Source organism: Pseudomonas oryzicola (assembly GCF_014269185.2).
Lineage (GTDB): Bacteria > Pseudomonadota > Gammaproteobacteria > Pseudomonadales > Pseudomonadaceae > Aquipseudomonas > Aquipseudomonas oryzicola.
Genome location: NZ_JABWRZ020000001.1, coordinates 1,587,023 through 1,607,550, shown reverse-complemented (window position 1 = coordinate 1,607,550; position 20,528 = coordinate 1,587,023). Strand labels below are relative to the sequence as shown.

General features: G+C 67.2%; 4 protein-coding genes. 1 reads left to right on the top strand and 3 read right to left on the bottom strand.

The features are described from left to right. Position 1: 1 nt before the first annotated feature. From HU760_RS07295 to HU760_RS07285, 3 genes are all read right to left on the bottom strand, one after another. The gene (locus HU760_RS07295) at positions 2-12,319 is read right to left on the bottom strand and encodes a non-ribosomal peptide synthetase (protein ID WP_186676154.1); all 12,318 of its coding nucleotides are present in this window, start codon (positions 12,317-12,319) and stop codon (positions 2-4) included. A 1-nt stretch (position 12,320) separates the two neighbouring features. Continuing rightward, on the bottom strand, positions 12,321-18,788 hold the full coding sequence (locus tag HU760_RS07290; RefSeq protein WP_186676147.1) for a non-ribosomal peptide synthetase: 6,468 nt from the start codon (positions 18,786-18,788) through the stop codon (positions 12,321-12,323). A gap of 111 nt (positions 18,789-18,899) precedes the next feature. After that, the gene (locus HU760_RS07285; RefSeq protein WP_186676144.1) at positions 18,900-19,883 is read right to left on the bottom strand and encodes a TauD/TfdA family dioxygenase; all 984 of its coding nucleotides are present in this window, start codon (positions 19,881-19,883) and stop codon (positions 18,900-18,902) included. Between the two features lie 181 nt (positions 19,884-20,064). Here HU760_RS07285 and azu point away from each other — a divergent pair, with 181 nt between their 5' ends. Then, positions 20,065-20,514 carry an azurin gene (azu, locus tag HU760_RS07280; protein ID WP_186676132.1) on the top strand — a complete coding sequence of 150 codons (450 nt, stop codon included), beginning with the start codon at positions 20,065-20,067 and terminating at the stop codon, positions 20,512-20,514. The last annotated feature ends 14 nt before the right edge of the window (positions 20,515-20,528 follow it).

Genomic DNA, 20,528 nt, shown 5'->3' with positions numbered 1-20,528 from the left:
CTCAAACCGCCTCGAGCTCTGCCATGAAGTCCTGGAGCTCATCCAGGTCTCCGTCGTTTCGGGTACCGAGACTGCCGACCGCTTGTGCAAAGGCCTGCAGGTTCTCTGTCTGGAACAACAACGCGAGCGGCAGGTTGCTGGCCAGTTCGATCTGCAGTCGTGCTACCGCCTGGGTGGCCAGCAAGGAGTGGCCCCCCAGCTCGAAGAAGTTGTCGGTAAGAGAGACGTTTTCCAGGCCAAGAACTTCAGCCCATATCGCCGCGATCCGACGCTCCAGCTCGGTTTCCGGCGCCTGGTAGCCAGCCTGGCGCAGATGGCCGTTCGGTTGCGGCAGGGCCTTGCGGTCCAGCTTGCCGTTCGGCGTCAGCGGCAGCTGGTCGAGCACCACCAGGTGTGCAGGCACCATGTACTCCGGCAGGCTGGCCTTCAGCTCGGCGCGCAGGGTTTCGCACAGCGCTGCCTGGGCCGCCAGGTCATCGCCCGACAGCGCATCTGCTGGCACCACGTAGCCCACCAGTTGCTGGCCGCCCGCAGCATCCAGCGCCAGCACCACCGCTTCGCGGACCGTATCCAGTCGTTGCAGGCGTGCCTCGATCTCACCGAGTTCGATACGGAAGCCGCGAATTTTCACCTGATGGTCGCTACGCCCGATATATTCGATCACCCCGTCGGCGTCATGACGCGCCAGGTCGCCGGTGCGGTACAGGCGTCCACCCTGGCCACCGAACGGGTCGGGGATGAAGCGCTCGGCGGTAAGCCCCGGCCGGGCCAGGTAACCTCGCGCCAGGCCCGCACCGGCCATGTGCAGCTCGCCCACCACGCCGACCGGCAGCGGCGTCCCGGCATCGCTCAACACGTACACGGCGCTGTTGGCAAGCGGTCGGCCGATATTCGCCTGGCCACCCGGGCTGCGCAGGCTGAAGGTCGAATAGGTCGTGTCCTCCGACGGCCCGTACAGGTCGTACACCTTGAGCACATGGCCGCTGGCATACAGCGCCTCGACCAGCCCCTGCTTGAGGGCCTCACCCGCCAGGTTGACGATGCGCACACTGGCCGGCAACTGGCCGGTCTCCAGCAATACCTTGATCGCCGAGGGCACGGTGTTGACCAGGCGCACCTGGTCGCGGGCCGGCAGGTGCGGCAGCTCCAGGGCATTGGCCGCCACCACGGCGTAGCCACCCGACCCAAGGGTGACGAACAGCTCCCACACCGACAGGTCGAAACAGATCGAGGTGGACGCCAGAACCCCGCACAGGTCTTGCTGGCTGTACACCGACTGTGCCCAGGCAATCATGGCCACGGCGTTGCGATGGGCAATCTGCACGCCCTTGGGTTGGCCGGTGGAGCCCGAGGTGTAGATGCAGTACGCCAGGTTGTCCGGCAGGGTGTGGCACACCGGGTCGGTCACCGGGTAGGCATCGAGCTGCAGTTGCTCCACCAGCAGCGTGCGCGGCTGGAAGCTGGCCGGCACTCGCTCGAGCAGGTGCGATTGCGACAGCAGCAGGGCCGACTGGCTGTCTTCCAGCATGTATACCAGGCGCTCCTGCGGGTAGCCCGGATCGAGCGGTACATAGGCACCACCCGCCTTGAGGATCGCCATCAGCGCGACCACCATGTCCAGGCCACGCGTCATGGCAACCCCCACCAGCACCTCCGGGCCTACGCCCGCCTCGCGCAGCCTGTGCGCCAGCTGGTTGGCCCGCGCGTTGAGCGCGGCATAGGTCAGGCTCTGTTCACCATGGATCAGGGCAACGGCGTCGGGGGCGCTGTCGACCTGGGCCTCGAACAGCTGATGGACACAGCGCTCGGCCGGGTAACTGGCCGCCGTGCGGTTCCAGTCCTGCACGATACGCTGCTGCTGTGCGGCGTCGAGCAGCGGCAAGTCGCCGAGCGCAGCCTGCGGATCACTCACCAGGGCATCAAGCAAGGTTGCGAAGTGAGCGGCCAACTGCTCGATCGCCTCGTCACGCCAGTAGGCGCAGTCGTGGCGGTACTGGATCGCCAGGCTGTCGCCAAGGCTCACCAATACGGTCAGCGGGTAGTTGGTCTGCTCACGCACTTCCACCGTGCCGAACTGCAAACCACTCGGCGCGCCCTGCTGCAGGGCTTCGGCCACCGGATAGCTTTCGAATACCAGCAGGCTGTCGAACAAGGCTTCACCGCCCAGGCCGGCCCAGCGCTGCACGTCATACAGCGGCGTATGTTGGTACTCACGCATGGCCAGGTTGTCAGCCTGTACCTGCCCGATCCACTGCGCGACGCGCTGCTCGCTGCGCGGTGCCCCCACCACCGGCAGGGTGTTGATGAACAGGCCGATCTGGGTTTCCACCCCGGCCAGCTCCGCCGGCCGGCCAGCGACCGTGGCGCCGATGCAGACCGACGCCTGCCCGGTATAACGCTGCAACAGCAACAGCCAGGCGGCCTGAACCAGGGTGTTGACAGTAACGCGCTGGGCGCGGGCAAAGGCTTCGACCCGCGCGGTACGCCCGGCGCCGAGCACCTGGTGATACACCCGCTGGCCCTGCCCCTCACGCGGCCCGCTGTACGCGCCCTGGGCCAGGCGTGTCGGCGCCTGGACGTCGGCCATACGGCCCTTCCAGAAGCGCTCTGCAGCAAGTACATCCTGGCGCTGCAACCAGGCTATGTAGTCACGGTAGCTACCCGGCGCTACCGCCACGGTCTGGCCGGCATAGCGCTGCAACACCTCGCCCAGCAACTGCGAGGTGCTCCAGCCATCCATGAGGATGTGATGACAGGTGAAGATCAGGTGATGGCGCGTCTCCCCGGTACGGACCAGCAGCAGGCGCAGCAGTGGCGCCTCGGCCAGGTCGAAGCCGCGCCGCCGGTCGCTGTCAGCCAGGTTGTCCAGTGCCTGCGCCAGGCCATCCTGGCCACGCCAGTCCTGTTCGCTGAACGGTAGCGCCACCTGGTTGCGCACCACCTGCACCGCCTGGCCCAGGTCGCCCTGCCAGATGAAACCGCTGCGCAGGCTGTCATGAGCCTGCAGGGCAGCGTTCCAGGCCTGGCGGAAGGCCTGCACATCCAGGCCATCCACATCCACTCGCATCTGGTTGATGTAATGGCCGCTACTGTACTCGTAGAGACTGTGGAACAGCATGCCCTGCTGCATCGGCGACAACGGATAGACATCGGCGACCTGTGCTGCGGCCACCGGCAACTGGTCGAGCTGTGCCTGGGTCAGGTTGGCCAACGGCACGTCCGATGGGGTCAGGCCACGGGCCCCCGCTGCACAACAATGCTCGATGATTTCAGCCAGGGCCTGCTGGTAGGCCGCGGCCAGTCGCTCGATGGTTTCCCGACGATGGATGGCCTGGCTGAAGGTCCATTCCAGGCGTAGCTCGCCAGCATAAACCTGGCCACTGACGGTCAGCAGGCTGGCCAACGCTGCGTCGGCATCCTGCCTGGCACCATCATTCTCCCTGGCAGGCGTGAACAGGCCGGCTTCGCCATCGAAACTGCCATCGAACTGCCCCAGGTAGTTGAAGACGATCTCGCCCTGCGGCAATGCGGCAAGGCACTCGCGGCTCGCAACATCCCCCAGGTAACGCAGCACGCCATAGCCCAGCCCCTTGTCCGGCACGGCGCGCAACTGTTCCTTGATGGTCTTGATCGAGCCTGCCAGGTCCGCCTGCGGGCTCAGCTTTACCGGGTACAGGCTGGTGAACCAGCCCACCGTACGCGTCAGGTCGATACCCGCGAACAGGTCTTCGCGGCCATGGCCTTCCAGGCGTATCAGCACTTCCGGCTGGCCACTCCAGTGGCTGATCGTCTGCGCCAGCGCCGTCAGCAGCAGGTCGTTGATCTGCGTGCGATAAGCCGCCGAGCACACCTGTAGCAAGCGGCGTGTGCGCTGTGCATCCAGGCGTGTGCTGATCGACGCCGCATGCTTCATCTGCCGGCTGCCGTGCGGATCGTCACAAGGCAATGTTGCGTTGGCCCCTTGCAGCTGCCGCTGCCAATAGCCCAGTTCCTGCTGCAGTTCGGCGGTCGCGGCATAGCTTTGCAAACGCTCGGCCCAGGCTTTGTAGGACGTGGTCTTGGCCGGAAGTTGCAGCCGCTGGCCGGCCGCCAGGGCCTGGTAGGCCTGCTGCAGGTCTGCCAGCAGCACCCGCCACGACACACCGTCGACGGCCAGGTGATGGATGATCAACAACAGCCGCTGGCTACCGTCAGGCAGGGCACCGAGCATCGCCCGCATCAATGGCCCGTGCTCAAGGTCGAGGCTGCGCTGGGCTTCACTGGCGGCTTGCTCCAGTTGCTTGATACTGGCGAACTCGCGATGCCACAGCAGTGGGGTGTAACCCGCAGCGGCAAACTCGGCCTGCCAGTGCGCGCCATGGGCGAGCATGCGCAAACGCAGGGCATCGTGATGTTCCAGCAAGGCCTGCAAGGCGGCATCGAGCGTCGCCGGATCGAGTGTTTCAGCTGGTGTGAGCAATACCGACTGGTTCCAGTGATGGCGTTCGGCAATGGGTTGCGCGAAGAACCAGTGCTGGATAGGCGTGAGCGGTGTCACGCCAGTCACCGGGCCCTGATCGATCGATACGCTGTCGCCGCGCCTGGCAAGTCGGGCCAGTGCCTGCACCGTCTGCGCCTCGAACAGCTCCTTGGGTGTGAACTGGATTGCGTTCTGGCGCGCACGGCTGACCACTTGCAACGAGATGATCGAGTCGCCACCCAGCTCGAAGAAGTTGTCGGTCAGGCCGACCTGTTCCCGCTTCAGCACGTCCGCCCAGATCGCCGCGATCTGCTGCTCCAACGCGCTCTGCGGGGCGACGTACTCACCCTGCAACTGGCTGGCATCCGCCTGCGGCAGGGCCTTGCGGTCGAGCTTGCCGTTCGGCGTCAGCGGCAGCTGGTCGAGCAGCAGCAGGTGTGCCGGCACCATGTAGTCCGGCAAGCCGGCCTTGAGCGCGGCACGCAGGCTGTCGCGCAATGCGCCCTGCTCTTGCGAGCTGTCGGCAGGCACCACGCAGGCCACCAGTTGCTTGCCGTTCGCCCCGTCCTGGGCCAGCACCACCGCTTCCTGCACGCTCGGCAGTTCCAGCAGGCGCGCTTCGATCTCGCCCAGCTCGATGCGCAGGCCGCGGATCTTCACCTGGTGGTCGATACGCCCGGCGTAGTCGATCACCCCGTCGGCGCGGTAGCGCGCCAGGTCGCCGGTGCGGTACAGGCGGCCGCCGTCGGTGCTGAACGGGTCTGGCACGAAGCGTTCGGCGGTCAGCGCCGGGCGCTGGTGGTAGCCACGGGCCAGGCCCACGCCACCGAGGTACAGCTCACCGGCACTGCCGCGTACCGCCGGATGCAGGCTGCCGTCGAGGATGTGGGTCTTGAGGTTGTCGATCGGCTGGCCGATCGGCACGCTGATGGTTTCATCCGCCTGGCAGGTCCAGTGGGTGACGTCGATGGCCGCTTCGGTCGGCCCGTACAGGTTGTACAGGCTCGCCGCCGGCAGGCGTTGCAGGGTCTGGCGGGCCAGCTCGGCCGGCAGTGTTTCGCCACTGCACACCACGCGCCGGAGGCTGATGCAGCGCTCCACCGCTTCGTGGCTCATGAACGCCTGCAGCATCGACGGCACGAAGTGCAGCGTGCTGATGCCGTAGTGGTTGACCGTGTCCACCAGCAGCTGTGGGTCGCGGTGCGCCCCCGGCTGGGCCACGACCAGCCGCGCGCCGGTCATCAGCGGCCAGAAGAACTCCCACACCGACACGTCGAAGCTGAACGGGGTCTTCTGCAGCACCCTGTCGCTGGCGTCCAGGCCGTAGGCCTTCTGCATCCAGCACAGGCGGTTGACCAGTGCCCGATGGCTGTTGCCGGCGCCTTTCGGGCGACCGGTGGAGCCGGAGGTGTAGATCACGTAGGCGAGGTTCAGCGGTGCCACCGCGACGTTCGGATTGGCCGCGCTGTAGCTGCTCAGGTCTTCCGTATCCAGCTCCAGGCAGCGTAGCCCGACCGGGATCGGCAGGCTGTCGCGCAGGTGCGACTGGCTCAGCAGCAAGCCGATGCCGCTGTCGTCGAACATGTAGCGCAGGCGCTCCTGCGGGTATTCCGGGTCCAGCGGCAGGTAGGCGCCGCCGGCCTTGACGATGCCCAGCAGGCCGATGACCATCTCCAGGCTGCGCTCCATGGCAATGCCGACCAGCACGTCCGGGCCCACGCCTTGCTCACGCAACCGGTGCGCCAGCTGGTTGGCACGGCGGTTGAGTTCGGCATAGCTCAGGGCCTGCTCGCCGAATACCAGCGCCGGGGCATCCGGGGTGGCGCACACCTGGGCCTCGATCAGCTGATGAATGCTGCACTCGTCCGGGTAGGCTGCCTGGGTGGCATTCCAGCCTTCGACCATCCGTTGCTGCTCCGCCTGGTCCAGCAGCGGCAGCTCACCGATGAAGGCATCCGCATTCTCCACCAGCGCCCGCAACAGGTTGGCGAAGTAACCCGCCAGGTGGCCAATGCGCTCGTCGCTCCACAGCGCACGGTCGTGGCTATATTGCATTGATAATGTCGCACCCAGTTCCACCACCAGGGTCAGCGGATAGTTGGTCTGCTCGTGCACGGCCACGTCACCGAAACGCAGGCCAGCGGGCGTCCCCTGTTGCAGCGCTTCGGCCACCGGGTAGTTCTCGAACACCAGAATACTGTCGAACAGGGCGTCACCGCCCTGTCCGGCCCAGCGCTGCAGGTCGTACAGCGGCGTATGCTCGAACTCGCGCAGGGCCAGGTTGTCGGCCTGCACCTGGCCGATCCACTCGGCCACGCGCTGTTCGGCGCGCGGCGCCCCGATCACCGGCAGGGTGTTGATGAACAGGCCGATCTGCTCCTCTACCCCTGGCAGGTCTGCCGGGCGCCCGGCGACAGTGGCGCCGAAGCACACGCTGGCCTGGCCGGTGCAGCGCTGCAACAGCAGCAGCCAGGCCGATTGCACCAGGGTGTTGACGGTAACCCGGTTGGCCCGGGCGAAGGCTTCGATGCGTGCGGTCTGCTCGCGGTCGAAGGCCAGGTGGTGCTCGCCGTAGCCGCTTGCGCTGCTACCGCCGGCAATGGCCTGGGCCAGGCGGGTCGGTGCATCAAGCACCACCAAGCGGGCCTTCCAGAAGGCTTCGGCAAGCGCCGCGTCCTGGCCTTGCAGCCAGGCGATATAGTCGCGGTAATGCGCAACCTGCGCTTGCGGCACCTGGCCAGCGTAGCGCTGCAGCACCTCACCGAACAGGCGCGAGGTGCTCCAACCGTCCATGAGGATGTGGTGGTTGGTGTAGATCAGCTGGTGGGCGTCATCGCCCGTGCGCACCAGTACCAGGCGCAGCAGCGGCGCGCAGGCCAGGTCGAAACCGCGCTGGCGTTCCCCCTCGGCCAGGGCCTGCAAAGCCTGCTCCAGCGCTGGCTGGCCACGCCAGTCGTGCTCGCTGCACGGCAGCTGGACGGTCTTGCGCACCACCTGTACGGCCTGCTCCAGCTCGCCCTGCAGGACAAAACCGCTGCGCAGGATGTCATGCGCCTCCAGGGTAGCCTGCCAGGCCTGCTGGAAACGCTGCACATCCAGCCCTTGCACACCCACCCGCAACTGGTTGATGTAGTTGCCGGCCTGCGCGTCGTAAAGGGTATGGAACAGCATGCCCTGCTGCATCGGTGACAGCGGGTACACATCGGCGATCTGCTGCGCCGGCAGCGGCAGGCTGTCCAGCTGCGCCTGGGTCAGCGCGGCCAACGGGAAGTCCGCTGGAGTCACCCCCTGGTGGCGGGCATCGCAACAGTGTTCGACCAGCTCCGCCAGGGCCTGTTCGTAGGCCTGGGCCAGCTTTTCGAGGCTGGCCGGGTGATACATGTCGGCGCTGTAGGTCCATTCCAGGAACAGCTCGCCGCCGTACACCTGGCCGGTGATGCTCAACCAGTTGCCCAGCGGTGCACCGGCGCATTGGCTACGGCCTGCGCTTTCCCCGCTTGGGGTGAACAGGGCGCCGCCTTCGGTATCGAAGCTGGTATCGAACTGGCCAAGGTAGTTGAAGGTGACCCGCGCCTGGGCGGCACGCCGCAGCTGGTCACGTACATCGGCATCGCCGAGGTAGCGCAGCAGGCCATGGCCGATGCCTTTGTCCGGCACTGCGCGCAGTTGCTCCTTGATCGCCTTGATCGACTGGCCCAGGTCGTGGCCGGGCGTGAGGCGCACCGGGTACAGGCTGGTGAACCAGCCCACGGTGCGGCTGAGGTCGAGGTCGTCGAACAGGTGTTCGCGGCCGTGGCCTTCCACCTGGACCAGCACCTCGGCCTGCGCGCTCCACTGGCACAAGGTGCGCGCCAGCGCAGTCAGCAGCAGGTCGTTGACCTGCGTGCGGTAGGCGGCCGGGGCCTGCCTCAGCAGCTTGGCGGTGCACTCGGCATCCAGCCGGGTGGTGGCGGTGCGGGCATGGCTGTTGGCCAGGCTGCCCTGGGGGTTGTCCCGCGGCAGTTCGGCGTGGTCGCCGGCCAAGGCCTGCAGCCAGTAGTCGCGCTGTGCCTGCAGCGCAGGGCTGCTGGCATGGCTGGCCAGGCGTTCGGCCCAGGCCTGCACCGAGGTGGTCTTGGCCGGCAGGTTCACGGCCTGGCCGGCCAGCAGCTGCTGATAGGCGGTTTGCAGGTCTTCGAGCAGCACGCGCCAGGACACGCCGTCGACCACCAAGTGATGCACCACCAGCAACAGACGCTGCTGGCCATCGGCAACGTCGAACAGTTCGCCACGCAATAGCGGCCCGTGCTCCAGGTTCAGGCTGGCCTGCAGCTGGTTGCCTACGGCGTCCAGTTCACTCAGGGCATTGAGGTTGCGTTGCTGCAACAGCGGTGCATCGTCCAGCGGCTGGAAGCGCGCCTGCCATTGCTTGGCGGTGCGAGTGAAGCGCAGGCGCAGGGCGTCGTGCTGTGCGACCACGGCGCGCAGGGCGGCCTCCAGGTGCTTCACCAGTACCGGGCTGGTCGGTTTGAGCAGTACCGACTGGTTCCAGTGCGCCGGTTGGGCGATCTGCATTTCGAAGAACCGCGCCTGTGCTGGCAACAACGCGGCCTCGCCGCTGCTGGTGGCGTCTACGCCTGCTGCAGGCGCTGGCTTGGCCTCGCTGCGCTTGGCCACCTGCGCCAGCTGGGCGATGGTCTGTTGTTCGAACAATTGCTTGGGGGTGATCCGGATGCCCTGACGCTTGGCCCGGGCGATGATCTGCAAGCTGAGGATCGAGTCGCCGCCCAGTTCGAAGAAGTTGTCACTGCTACCGACCCGCTCCAGCTTGAGCACATCGGCCCACACCGCCGCCAGTGCTTCCTCGATATCACCTTCCGGCGCCACATAGCCACGGCTGACTGCACCGGGTACCGGCAACGCACGCTTGTCGAGCTTGCCGTTGGCGGTCAGCGGCAGGCGTTCCAGCAATACGATCTGCGCCGGCACCATGTAGTCCGGCAAGCGCGCCAGCAGCAGCGCCTGCAACTGCTCGACGCTCACCCCAGCTGCAGCGACCACGTAGGCCACCAGCTGCAGGCGCTCGGCATCACCCTCCAGCGGCAAGGCCAGCACCACAGCTGCGCTGACGGCGGGCAGGCCGGCCAGTACCCGGCCAATTTCGCCAGGCTCCACGCGGTAACCGCGGATCTTCACCTGGTCATCGGCGCGGCCGACGAACTCGATCAGGCCATCGCTGGTAAGCCGCGCACGGTCGCCGGTGCGGTACAGACGGGCACCACCCTCGGCCGGCACAAAGCGCTCGGCAGTCAGCGCTGGCTGGCCCAGGTAGCCCTGGGCGACGCCCTGCCCGCCGAGGTACAGCTCACCGGTCACCTGCGCTGCCAGCGGGTTGAGGTAACCGTCCAGCAACTGGGCGCAGGCGTTGCCCAGCGGGCGCCCGACCGGCACCGTGCGGCAGCCTGGCAATGGCTGGCCCGGCTCGAAGGTGAGCACGCCGACGGTGGTTTCGGTCGGGCCGTAGTGGTTGATGACCCGGCAGCCCGGGCGCAGCGCGCGAACCTGTTCCAGCAGGCCCCAGCTGCACGCCTCGCCCCCCAGGATCAATGCTTCGGCCGGCAGCACGTCGGCAGCGCGGTCCGCTTGCAGCAAGCCTTGCAGATGGCTCGGCACCAGTTTCAGCACGCCGACCTGATGCTGCGCCATGTAGCTGGCGAAGCCGTCCGGGTCGAACGCCAGTTCCTGCGGCAGCAGGTGCAGCAGGCGGCCCGAGGCCAGGGCAGCGAACAGTACGGTGTGGCCCAGGTCGGCGGCGGTGGTGGAGACCATCGCCATGCTCGCGTCAGCCGGCAATTGCAGGCGTTCGAGCACCGCCTGGGTGTAGCTGGCCAGGGCCCCATGGCTGACCACCACGCCTTTGGGCTGGCCGGTCGAGCCCGAGGTGTAGATCAGGTAGGCTGGCTGGTCAGCGGCAATGGCCAGTTGTAGCGGGCGGTCGCTGCAGGTCGCCCAGTGGGCATGGTCGCAAGCGACTACCTGTACGCCCTCCAGGCCGGCGAAGCGTTGGTCGCCCGGGGCATGCAGCAGCACCGCAGCACCACTGTCGGCAAGCAGTTGCTGCAAGCGTTCCTGGGGTTGCTGGGGGTCCAACGGCAGATAGGCGGCGCCGGTCTTGAGCACCGCCAGCAAGGCACCGACCCACTCGATGGAGCGCGGCAGGCACAAGGCAACGATGCTGCCGGCACCGACACCGCGCTGGCGCAGATAGTCGGCCAGGCGGTTGGACGCCGCCTCCAGCCCGGCCTGGGTCATGAACCGCTCACCGGCGCGCACACCGCCATGCGCCTGGCCTCGCGCCATGGCCTGGCGCCACAGGGCAAGTACATCGCCGTGCGGGTAGGCCTGCGTGGGCGCCGGCGTCAGCGCCACCCCTTCCGGACAATCGACAATTGCCTGCTGCAGGTCGCCGGCCAGCGCATCCAGCACCCGGCGCAGCGAACCGGCCATGCGTTCGATGGTGGCCCGTTCGAACAGCTCGGTGGCATAGGTGAAGTAGCCTTCGATGCCATCGGCCTTGTCGGAAAAGTCGAACGCCAGATCAAAGCGGGCATCGCCGCCGTCACGCACGAAGCCTTCCACCTCCAGCGTACCCAGGCGCTTGCGCCCCGCGTCGCTGGCGGCTACATGCTGGTTGATCTTGAACTGGAACAGCGGGTTGTGGGCCAGGTTGCGCTCGGGCAGCAAGGCATCGACCAGGTGCTCGAACGGCAGCTCCTGGTGCGACTGGGCAGCGCCGATCACTGCCTTGACCTGTTCGAGCAACGCGGCGAAGGTGGCACGCTCATCCACTTGCACGCGCAGCACCTGGGTATTGATGAAGAAGCCGATCAGGCCCTCCAGCTCCTTGCGGTTGCGCCCGGCGTTGGGGGCGCCGATGCGAATGTCGGCCTGGCCACTGTAGCGCGACAGCACCACCGCCATGGCCGCCAGCACCAGCACGAACACGGTGTAGCCACCTTTGCGCGCCTGGCTGCGCAGGGCTTCGGCCTGCTCGCCGGCGATAGCCACGCGCAGCACCGCGCCGCGCTGGCTGGGCGTGGCCGGGCGCTCGAAGTCCAGCGGCAGGCTCAGCACCGGCTGCTCGTCGCCCAGTTGCGCCTGCCAGTAGGCCAGCTGGCGCTGCGCCTCCCCGGCTTCGAGCCAGGCGCGCTGCCAGATGGCGTAGTCAGCGTACTGGATCGGCAAGTCCGGCAACTGCGCCTGCCGGCCCTCGGCCAGGGCGGTGTACAGCTGGATGAACTCCCGCACCAGCACATCGCTGGACCAACCGTCGGAGATGATGTGGTGCATGCTCAGCGCCAGCACATGCTGCTCGGCCTCCACACGCAGCAGGGTCACCCGCAGCAGCGGGCCGGCCTGCAAGTCGAAGGGCTGCTTGAGGGCAGCGTCCACGGCCTCGCTCAGTGATGCTTCGTCGGGGGTCTCGGCGAATTCCACCCACTCGATCGGCAGCGGGCAATGGTCAAGGATGTCCTGGTAGAACTCACCTTCCTCCGAGGCAAAGCGCGTGCGCAGCGACTCATGGCGTTGCACCAGCGCATCCAGCGCCTGTTGCAGCAGCACCGGGTCCAGCGCGCCTTTCAGGCGTACGGCCATCGGCACGTTGTAGGCCGGGCTGTCGGGCTCCAGCTGCCAGAGGAACAGCAGGCGCTGCTGGGCGTACGACAGCGGAATGCGCGTCAGGCCCTGGCGCGCCAGCACGATGGGCAGCAGGCGGAAGCTCTGCCCGCTGGCCTGCATCTTTTCCAGGATCTGCTGGCGTTGCTCCACGGAAAGACCAACGAAACGTTGGGCGATGCGTTGTGCTGCGGTGAATTCCATGTCAGGCCTCTGTGAATGCGTTCATCATGTGTTCGATATCGCTCAGGCCGTCATCAGTCAGTGACAGGCCCTGCTCGTCCAGCGCCTGGGCGAACGCGCGCAACTCGGGGTGGGTGAAAATCAGCTGCAGGGGCATGTCCAGCCCCAGTTCCACGTTGATCCGCGATACCGCCTGGGCAGCCAGCAAGGAGTGGCCGCCGAGTTCGAAGAAGTTGTCGTCCAAGCCGACCCGGGCGACGTTCAGCAACTGCGCCCAAAGGGCCGCCAGCTGCTGCTGCCGCTCGGTCTGCGGCGCCTCATAGGCGCGCTGCGACTGGCCCGGATCGGGCACCGGCAGCGCCTTGCGGTCGAGCTTGCCACTGGGCGTCAGCGGCATGTCCGGCAGGGTCACCAGGCAGGCCGGGACCATGTAGTGCGGCAGGCTGGCCCTGAGGTGCTGCTGCAACCCAAGGCGCAGGTCACCGTCGTAGCCATCGGCCGGCACGGCATAGGCGCACAGTTGCTTGCCGCTGGGCAGGTCGATGGCCATTACGGTGGCTTCGCGCACGCCCGGATGCGCCCGCAGGCACTGCTCGATCTCGCCCAGTTCGATACGGAAACCACGCACCTTGACCTGATGATCGACCCGGCCGCGATAGGCCAGCTGGCCGTTCTCGTCGTAGTAGCCGAGGTCGCCGGTGCGGTACAGGCGGCCCCCGCCCACCGGGTCGAACGGGTCGGGGATGAAGCGCTCGGCGGTGAGCGCCGGCTGCTGGTGGTAACCGCGCGCCAGGCAACCGGCACCGCCAATGAACAACTCGCCAGGCACGCCTGTCGGGGTCGGTGCCAGGCAATCGTCCAGGGCATACAGGGTGCGGCCCGGCAAGGCGCGGCCAATGGGTACGCCCCCCTGGCTGATCTGCGCTGCAGCCATCTGCGAACAGTCGTAACTGGTGGCGACCACGGTGGCTTCGGTCGGGCCGTAGGTATTCAGCAGGCGCACCGCTGGCGGGCCATCGGCCAGCCAGGCGCGCAAGGCGTCTTCCGGCACCGCCTCGCCACCGACATGGATCTGCTTCAGCGGGCCATAGGCCTCGGGGCCGTGGCGCTCCAGGGCCAGCAGGCGCCAGTAGGCAGCCGGCAGGTCGGCCACGGTCACGCCGTGGCGGTTGATCTCATCCAGCAGGGTGGCCGTGCCCCATATCCGCGCGTCGCGCAGGACCACACAGGCACCCTGGGCCAACGGTGGGAAGAACTGCTCGATGAACCCGTCGAAGCTGATGGTGGCGAACTGCAGCACGCGGTCGTCCGGGCCCAGGCGCGAATACTCGGCGGCCACCTGGCAGAACAGCGACAGCGCGTGATGGTCGATGGCCACGCCCTTGGGCACGCCGGTGGAGCCGGAGGTGTAGATCATGTAGGCCAGGTTGTGTGGTGCAGCCAGGTTGGCCAGCGGCTCGGCAGGCCAGGCCTGCAGCCACTCGGTACCGGGCTGCAGCAGCACGCAGGGCAACTGCCTGCCTGCTTGCAGGCGCTCACGCGAGGGCGCATCGGCCAGCAGCAGGCCGATGCCGCTGTCTTCGATCATGCAGGCCAGGCGCTCTTGCGGGTAATCCGGGTCCAGCGGCACGTAGGCGCCGCCCGCCTTGTGAATGGCAATCAACGCCAAGGCCATGCCCAGGCCACGCTCAACGGCCACGCCCACCAGGCGCTCCGGCCCCACGCCCATGGCGCGCAGGCGGTGCGCCAGCCGGTTGCTGCTGCGGTCCAGTTCGGCGTAAGTCAGTTGTTGGTCGCCGCAGATCAATGCTGGCGCATCGGGCCGCGCCCGCGCCTGGCGCTGGAGCAGTTGGTGCGCGCACAGGCCGCCAGCGGCCTGCTGTGGCGGGTTCCAGCCATAGGTCAGTTGCTGGCGCTCGGCAGCGCCGAGCAAGCTCAGTTCACCGATGCAGCGCTGTGGCCCGGCGCAGATGGCCTCCAGCAGCGCCAGCCAGTGCCCGGCCATGCGTTCGATGCGCGGTGCGTCGAACAGATCGGTCGCGTAGTTGAACGATGCCGTCACCCCGTCGGATCGTTCCAGGGTGTTGAGCGAGATATCGTATTGCGCGCCCGGCTCCTGCAGGTCCACTTCCCTGACCTGCAAACCGTGCAGCGCATCGCTGGCCACCTGCTCGCCGAGGTCGCGCAGATGGTTGTAGAGCACCTGGAAGAACGGGTTCACGCCCTGCTCGCGCTCCGGGTACAGCGCCTCGGCCACCTCGAGGAAGGGCACGTCCTTGTTGGCCTGGGCCTGCAAGGTGGTTTCCCTGATCGCCGCCAGCAATTGTGCGAACGGCTGGCTGCCATCGACATCGATGCGGGCCACCACCACGTTGATGAAGAAGCCGATCAGGCCTTCCAGCTCCTGGCGGTTGCGGTTGGTGACCGGCACGCCGATGTTGAGCGTGCCCTTGCGACTGTAGCGCGCCAGCACGATGGCATAGGCCGCCAGGAACACATGGAACAGCGTGGCGTTGGCTGCCAGCGCCAGCGCCCGCAGGCGCTCGCTGAGGGCCTGCGGCAGGCGCACGTCGAAGCGGCTGCCACGGTAGCTTTTGCGCTGCGGGCGAACACGGTCGGCCGGCAGTTCGAGCACCTCGAAGTCGTCTTCCAGCCGCGCCTTCCAGTAGTCGATCTGGGCCTGCATCTGCCCTTCGTCCAGGCACTTGCGCTGCCAGGCGGCGAAGTCGGCGTACTGCACCGGCAGCGGCTCGGGAGTGTACGCCTGGCCGCTTGCTGCGGCGTTGTAGACGGCAGCGAACTCACGCACCAGCAGGCTCATCGACCAGCCATCGGAGACGATATGGTGCAGGGTCAGCGACAACAGGTGCTCCTGCTCATGCACCTTGAACAGGCGCGCACGCAGCAGCGGGCCGTGCGCGAGGTCGAACGGCACAAAGGCCTCGGCCTCCAGCTTGCGCAACTGCGCGGCGTGGTCCTGACCGCCGAGGTCTTCGAAACCGATCACCACCGGGGCCGCTGGCAGGATGCGCTGCCAGGGGAGGCCTTCGGCTTCAACGAATACCGTACGCAGCGATTCGTGACGGGCCACCAGCGCATCCAGCGCTGCCTGCAGCGCCGCACGGTCGAGGTTGCCCTGCATGCGCACCGCCATTGGCGTGTTGTAGGCCAGGCTGTGCGGGTTGAGCTTCCAGAACAGCCACTGGCGGTGCTGCGACCGGGACACCGGCAGTGGTTGCTGGCGATCGAGGATTTCGATGTCCAGGCCGGCGCCCTGTTCGCCCTCGGCCACTGCCTGGGCGAAGCCTTGCAGGTCGACGGTGTCGAACAGGCTGCGCAGCGGAATCTCCAGGCCCAGTTGCTTGCGTACCCGCGACACGGCCTGGGTGGCCAGCAGCGAATGCCCGCCGAGGGCGAAGAAGTTATCGCTCAGGCCTACCTGCGGCACGTGCAGCACCTCGGCCCAGATCCGCGCCAGCTGCAGCTGCAGCGGGGTCTGCGGTGGCTGGTAGGCCTTCTGGCTGGCGACCGGCTCCGGCAACGCCTTGACGTCGACCTTGCCATTGGCAGTGACCGGCAGGTGTTCCAGCACCATCAGGTGGCTCGGCACCATGTGTTCGGGCAACAGGCCTGTGAGGGTGGCGCGGATCGAGTCCTGCCAGGCCAGGCTGTCTGTCGGCGCCTGGGTGGGCACCAGCCAGGCGGCCAGCTGCAGGTGCGGCGCCTGGCCATGGACCCGGACCAGGGCGTTGGCGACGCCGTCGAGTGCACGCAGCTGGTTTTCGATTTCGGCCAGCTCCACGCGGTAGCCACGGATTTTCACCTGGCCGTCCATGCGCCCGGCAAATTGCAGCTCGCGGCCTTGGCGCACCCAGTCACCGCTGCGGTACAGGCGCTGGCCATGGCTGCCGGTCGGGTCGGGGACGAAGCGTTCGGCGGTGAGTGCGGGGCGGTTCAGGTAGCCACGGGCCAGGCCGGCGCCACCGATGTACAGCTCGCCCTTGGCTTTGGCCGGCAGGGGTTGCAGGCAGCGGTCGAGTACCGCGACGCAGGTGTTGGCCAGTGGCTGGCCGAGGCTGGTTTGCCCGTTCAGTTCGGCGACCAGTACACCGACGGTGGTCTCGGTCGGGCCGTAGTGGTTGAACACTTTGAGCGCCGGAGCCAGGTTGCGGACCTTGCCCAGCAGGCTCGGGCTGATGGCCTCGCCGCCGAGCACCAGGCATTGTGCCGGCAGCGCCGCGCGGCCAGCCGCCAACATGGCCTCCAGGTGCGACGGTACGATCTTCAGCGCGTCTACCTGGTGTTCGGCCAGGTAGGCAGCGAAGCCTTCGGCATCCAGCACCTGCTCACGTAGCAGCAAATGCAGGGTGTGGCCGCCGCACAAGGCGCCGAACAGCATGGTGTGGCCAAGGTCGGCAGCCGGGGTCGAGACCTGTGCCAGGCTGCGGATACGCTCGACCGGCAAACGCGCAGCGATGCCATCGATGTAGTTGGCCAGCGCGCCGTGGCTGATTGCCACGCCCTTGGGCTGGCCGGTGGTGCCGGAGGTGTAGATCACGTAGGCCAGGTTGGCCGGCGCCGGCTCGATACGGGCGGCGCTGCCGTTGCCGGTTTGCGCCCAGTCCAGGCGTTGCACGCCTTCGGGCAGTTCGGCCGGCCAGTTACCGGGCGCCAGTACCCAACGCGTGCCGCTGTCGGCAAGCATGTAGGCCAAGCGTTCGGCCGGCTGCTCGGGCTCCAGTGGCAGGTAGGCGCCACCGGCCTTGAGCACGCCGAGGATACTGGCGAGCATGCCGACACTGCGGTCGGCCAGCACGCCGACCAGTGTGTCCGGCCCTGCCCCGCCTTCCACCAGCCGGCCTGCAATGGCCTCGGCGCGGGCATCGAGTTCGACGAAGCTGGCCTGCTCGCCCGCAGCCATTACCGCCGTGCGTTCGGGGTAGCGGCTGGCGGCGGCGGCAAAGCGCTGGTGCACCAGCAGCGTTGTGTCAGCCTGCGCAGGCGCGCCAATGGCAGGAGCCAGGCCTGGCAATGGCAGCTCGCCGACTGCGCCACCCGCCTCGTCCGCCAATGCCTGTACCAGGGCCAGCCACTGCTCGCCGAGGGCTTCGACGGTGGCCGCATCGAGCACGTCGGTGGCATAGGTGAACGCAGCGTGGAGTTGCCCCGCTTGCTCGTGGGTATCCAGTGCCAGGTCGAAACGGGCGCTGTGCCTGGCCAGCGCGATCGGCGCCAGGCTCAGGCCGCAGCGGGTTTCGATGGCCTGCACATCGGCCACCTGCGCCTGGTGGTTGAACAGCACGCGGAACAGCGGGCTGTCGCTGCTGCGCGGCAGGTCCAGGGCTTCGACCAGTTGTTCGAACGGCAGGTCCTGGTGGCTTTGTGCACCCACGGCGGTTTCACGCACGTGCTGCAGCAGGCCGGGGATATCCAGCAGCGGGTCGATTTCGGTATGCAGCACCTGGGTATTGATGAAGCAGCCGATCAGCCCTTGGCTTTCGGCGCGGTTACGGTTGGCGATGGGCACGCCGACACGGATCGCCGACTGGCCGCTGCAGCGTTGCAGCAGCAGCTTGAAGGCGGCCAGCAGGACCATGAACAGGGTGACGTTGTGCTTGCGTGCCAGGCCGCGCAGACGTTCGGCGACATCGGCGGCGACGACGAACTCGTGGCGCGCACCGCGATAGCTGGGCCGGCCCTGGCGGATGCGGTCCAGTGGCAACTCCAGCGGCGCATGGTCGTCGCCCAGCTGCGCCTGCCAGTAGGCCAGCTGGCGTTGCTGCTCGCCGGCCTGCAGCCAGCTGCGTTGCCACAGGGCGTAGTCGCGGTACTGGATCGGCAGCGGTTGCAGGGCGGCATCGGTGCCGGCCACGGCAGCGTCGTATATACGCAGGAATTCGTCGATCAGCACATTCATCGACCAGCCGTCAGCGACGATGTGGTGCAGGGTCAGCAACAGGACGTGTTCCTGCTCGGCCAGTTGCAGCAGGCGCACGCGCAGCAGCGGGCCGCTGGCCAGGTCGAACGGGGCCAGGGCTTCGGCTTCGGCGATGGTCTCGATGGCGGCCTGGCGGGCGTCCTCGTCCAGCTCGGCCAGGGCATCCTGGCGCAGTTGCAGCGGGGCGGCGACGGCGTCCACCTGCTGGCGTACATCATCGCCGTCGGCGACGAAGCGGGTGCGCAGGGTTTCGTGGCGGGCCACCAGGGCATCGAAGGCGTGCTGCAGGGCGGCCAAGTGCAATGGGCCGTGCAGGCGTACGGCCAGCGGCAGGTTGTAGGCCGCGCCCTGGGGGTCGAGCTGCCAGAGGAACCACATGCGCCGTTGGGCGTACGACAGCTGGTCACGCTCGGCTACCTCGACGCCGGGTGCGATCGGCAGCACGGAGAAGTCCATGCCCTCGCCCTGCAGTGCCTGGAGGAACAGGCGGCGCTTGTCGGGAGCGAGCGCGATGAAGCGGCGGGCGAGCTGGAGGGTTTGATCAGCATTCATGTCGAGCGGTGTCCTGGCAGTCGAGCGGTAACTGTCAGACGAAGGCATGGGGGGCTGATTTAGGGGGCGGCGGGTGTACGTCTTGAGGCGCCACCCCCAGCCATGCACCTGTCAGCCCAACACCTCACGATGCCCCTGCGCCATCGCCACCACTACCTTGCGCTTGCCGGTAAACGGCGACCGCGCATGGGCCGCGAGCATGTTGTCGAGCATCAGTACATCGTTCGCCAGCCAGGGGAAGCTGATGGTGCACTCATCCAGCACCCCGCGCACTTCATCGAGCAGTGCATCCTCGATGGTCGTGCCGTCGGCGTAATACACATTTCGCGGCAGGTCCTCCTCCTCGACAATGTCCATCAACGACTCGCGCACCTCTGGCTGCAGGTTCGATACATGGAACAGGTGCGCCTGGTTGAACCACACGTCCTCGCCGGTCACCGGATGCCGCGCCACCACCTGGCAGCGCTGGCGGGTGCGTAGCTCGCCGTCGTCCTTCCAGATGCACTCGATAGCGTGCTCCCGGCAGTAGGCCTCCACCTGGCGCGGGTCTTCAGTGTTGAACACCTGCGACCACTCCACATCAAGGCCGTTGCCGTAGTTGCGCACGTACATCAGCCCCTTCTTCACCAGCCGCTCACGAATGCGCGCCGGCATGCGCCGGTACACCTCGCGGCTGTCGGCGATCGGCGTCTCGCCACCGGTCTCGGCAGGGATCACACTGTAGAACCAGATCTTCATCGGCCATTCCAGGGTATAGGCCTGCTCGTTGTGCAGGGGGATACGCTGGTGCGCCGGGTATTCGGTGGAGGTGTACACACCCTGGGTCACATTGCTGCGCGGGGTAGAGCCGAACTCGTAGTTGAGCAGCGGGTGGCCAAAGGCCGCGGCGAACTGGCGGAAGGCTTCGGCACCCGCCACTTCGAAGCCGCGGAACAGGATGCCGCCGGCCTGCAGCAGGTGGCGCTCCACCAGCGGCTGCAGCTCGGCAAACGCTTCCAGCAGGTCGATGCCCGGCTCCGGCGCGCATACCAGCAACGGCAGGTTACCGCGCGCGGCGTCCAGGGGTTCGATCGCGAAGCTCAGCAGTTCACTCATGTCCGGTCACCTCAAGCCAGGGCCGCGTTGGCGGCAAAATCGGGATATGCGCCATGGCAGCGCCTGACTAGATGAACGAGCGGCCCTGCGGGAAATTCACCAGGGCCGCGCACGCAGGTAAAGCCAGTGCGCGCCGGTTCGTCTGAACGATGTGCACCCATTCATCGCCCAGGAACCGTACATGACTCGCCAGCTCCTGCTCCTCACCCTGCTCGCTGTTGCCCCGACCGCCTGGTCGGCGCAACGATGCGCCGTGGAAATCCATGGCACCGACCAGATGACGTTCGACAAGGCCGCCATCAGCGTACCCGTGGCCTGCAGTTCGTTCACGGTCACTCTCACTCACCCTGGCGACATGCCGAAGAACGTGATGGGCCACAACTGGGTGCTGAGCACCGAGGCCGACATGCAGGGCGTACTGGACGACGGCCACAAGGCTGGCGAGGTGCAGGACTACATCAAGCCCGGCGACACCCGGGTGATCGCCCACACCCGCCTGATCGGCGGCGGCGAACGGGACAGCATCACCTTCGATACCAGGCTGCTGAAAGCCGGTACCGCCTACAGCTTCTACTGCTCGTTCCCGTTCCACAGCACCTTGATGAAAGGCACCCTGGCTTTCGGCAGCTGACCCAGCCCCACTCC

What these genes read in the sequence shown, in the direction of transcription:
- HU760_RS07295 (WP_186676154.1), bottom strand. Translation starts at nt 12,319, where the DNA reads ATGGAATTCACCGCAGCACAACGCATCGCCCAACGTTTCGTTGGTCTT.
- HU760_RS07290 (WP_186676147.1), bottom strand. Translation starts at nt 18,788, where the DNA reads ATGAATGCTGATCAAACCCTCCAGCTCGCCCGCCGCTTCATCGCGCTC.
- HU760_RS07285 (WP_186676144.1), bottom strand. Translation starts at nt 19,883, where the DNA reads ATGAGTGAACTGCTGAGCTTCGCGATCGAACCCCTGGACGCCGCGCGC.
- azu (WP_186676132.1), top strand. Translation starts at nt 20,065, where the DNA reads ATGACTCGCCAGCTCCTGCTCCTCACCCTGCTCGCTGTTGCCCCGACC.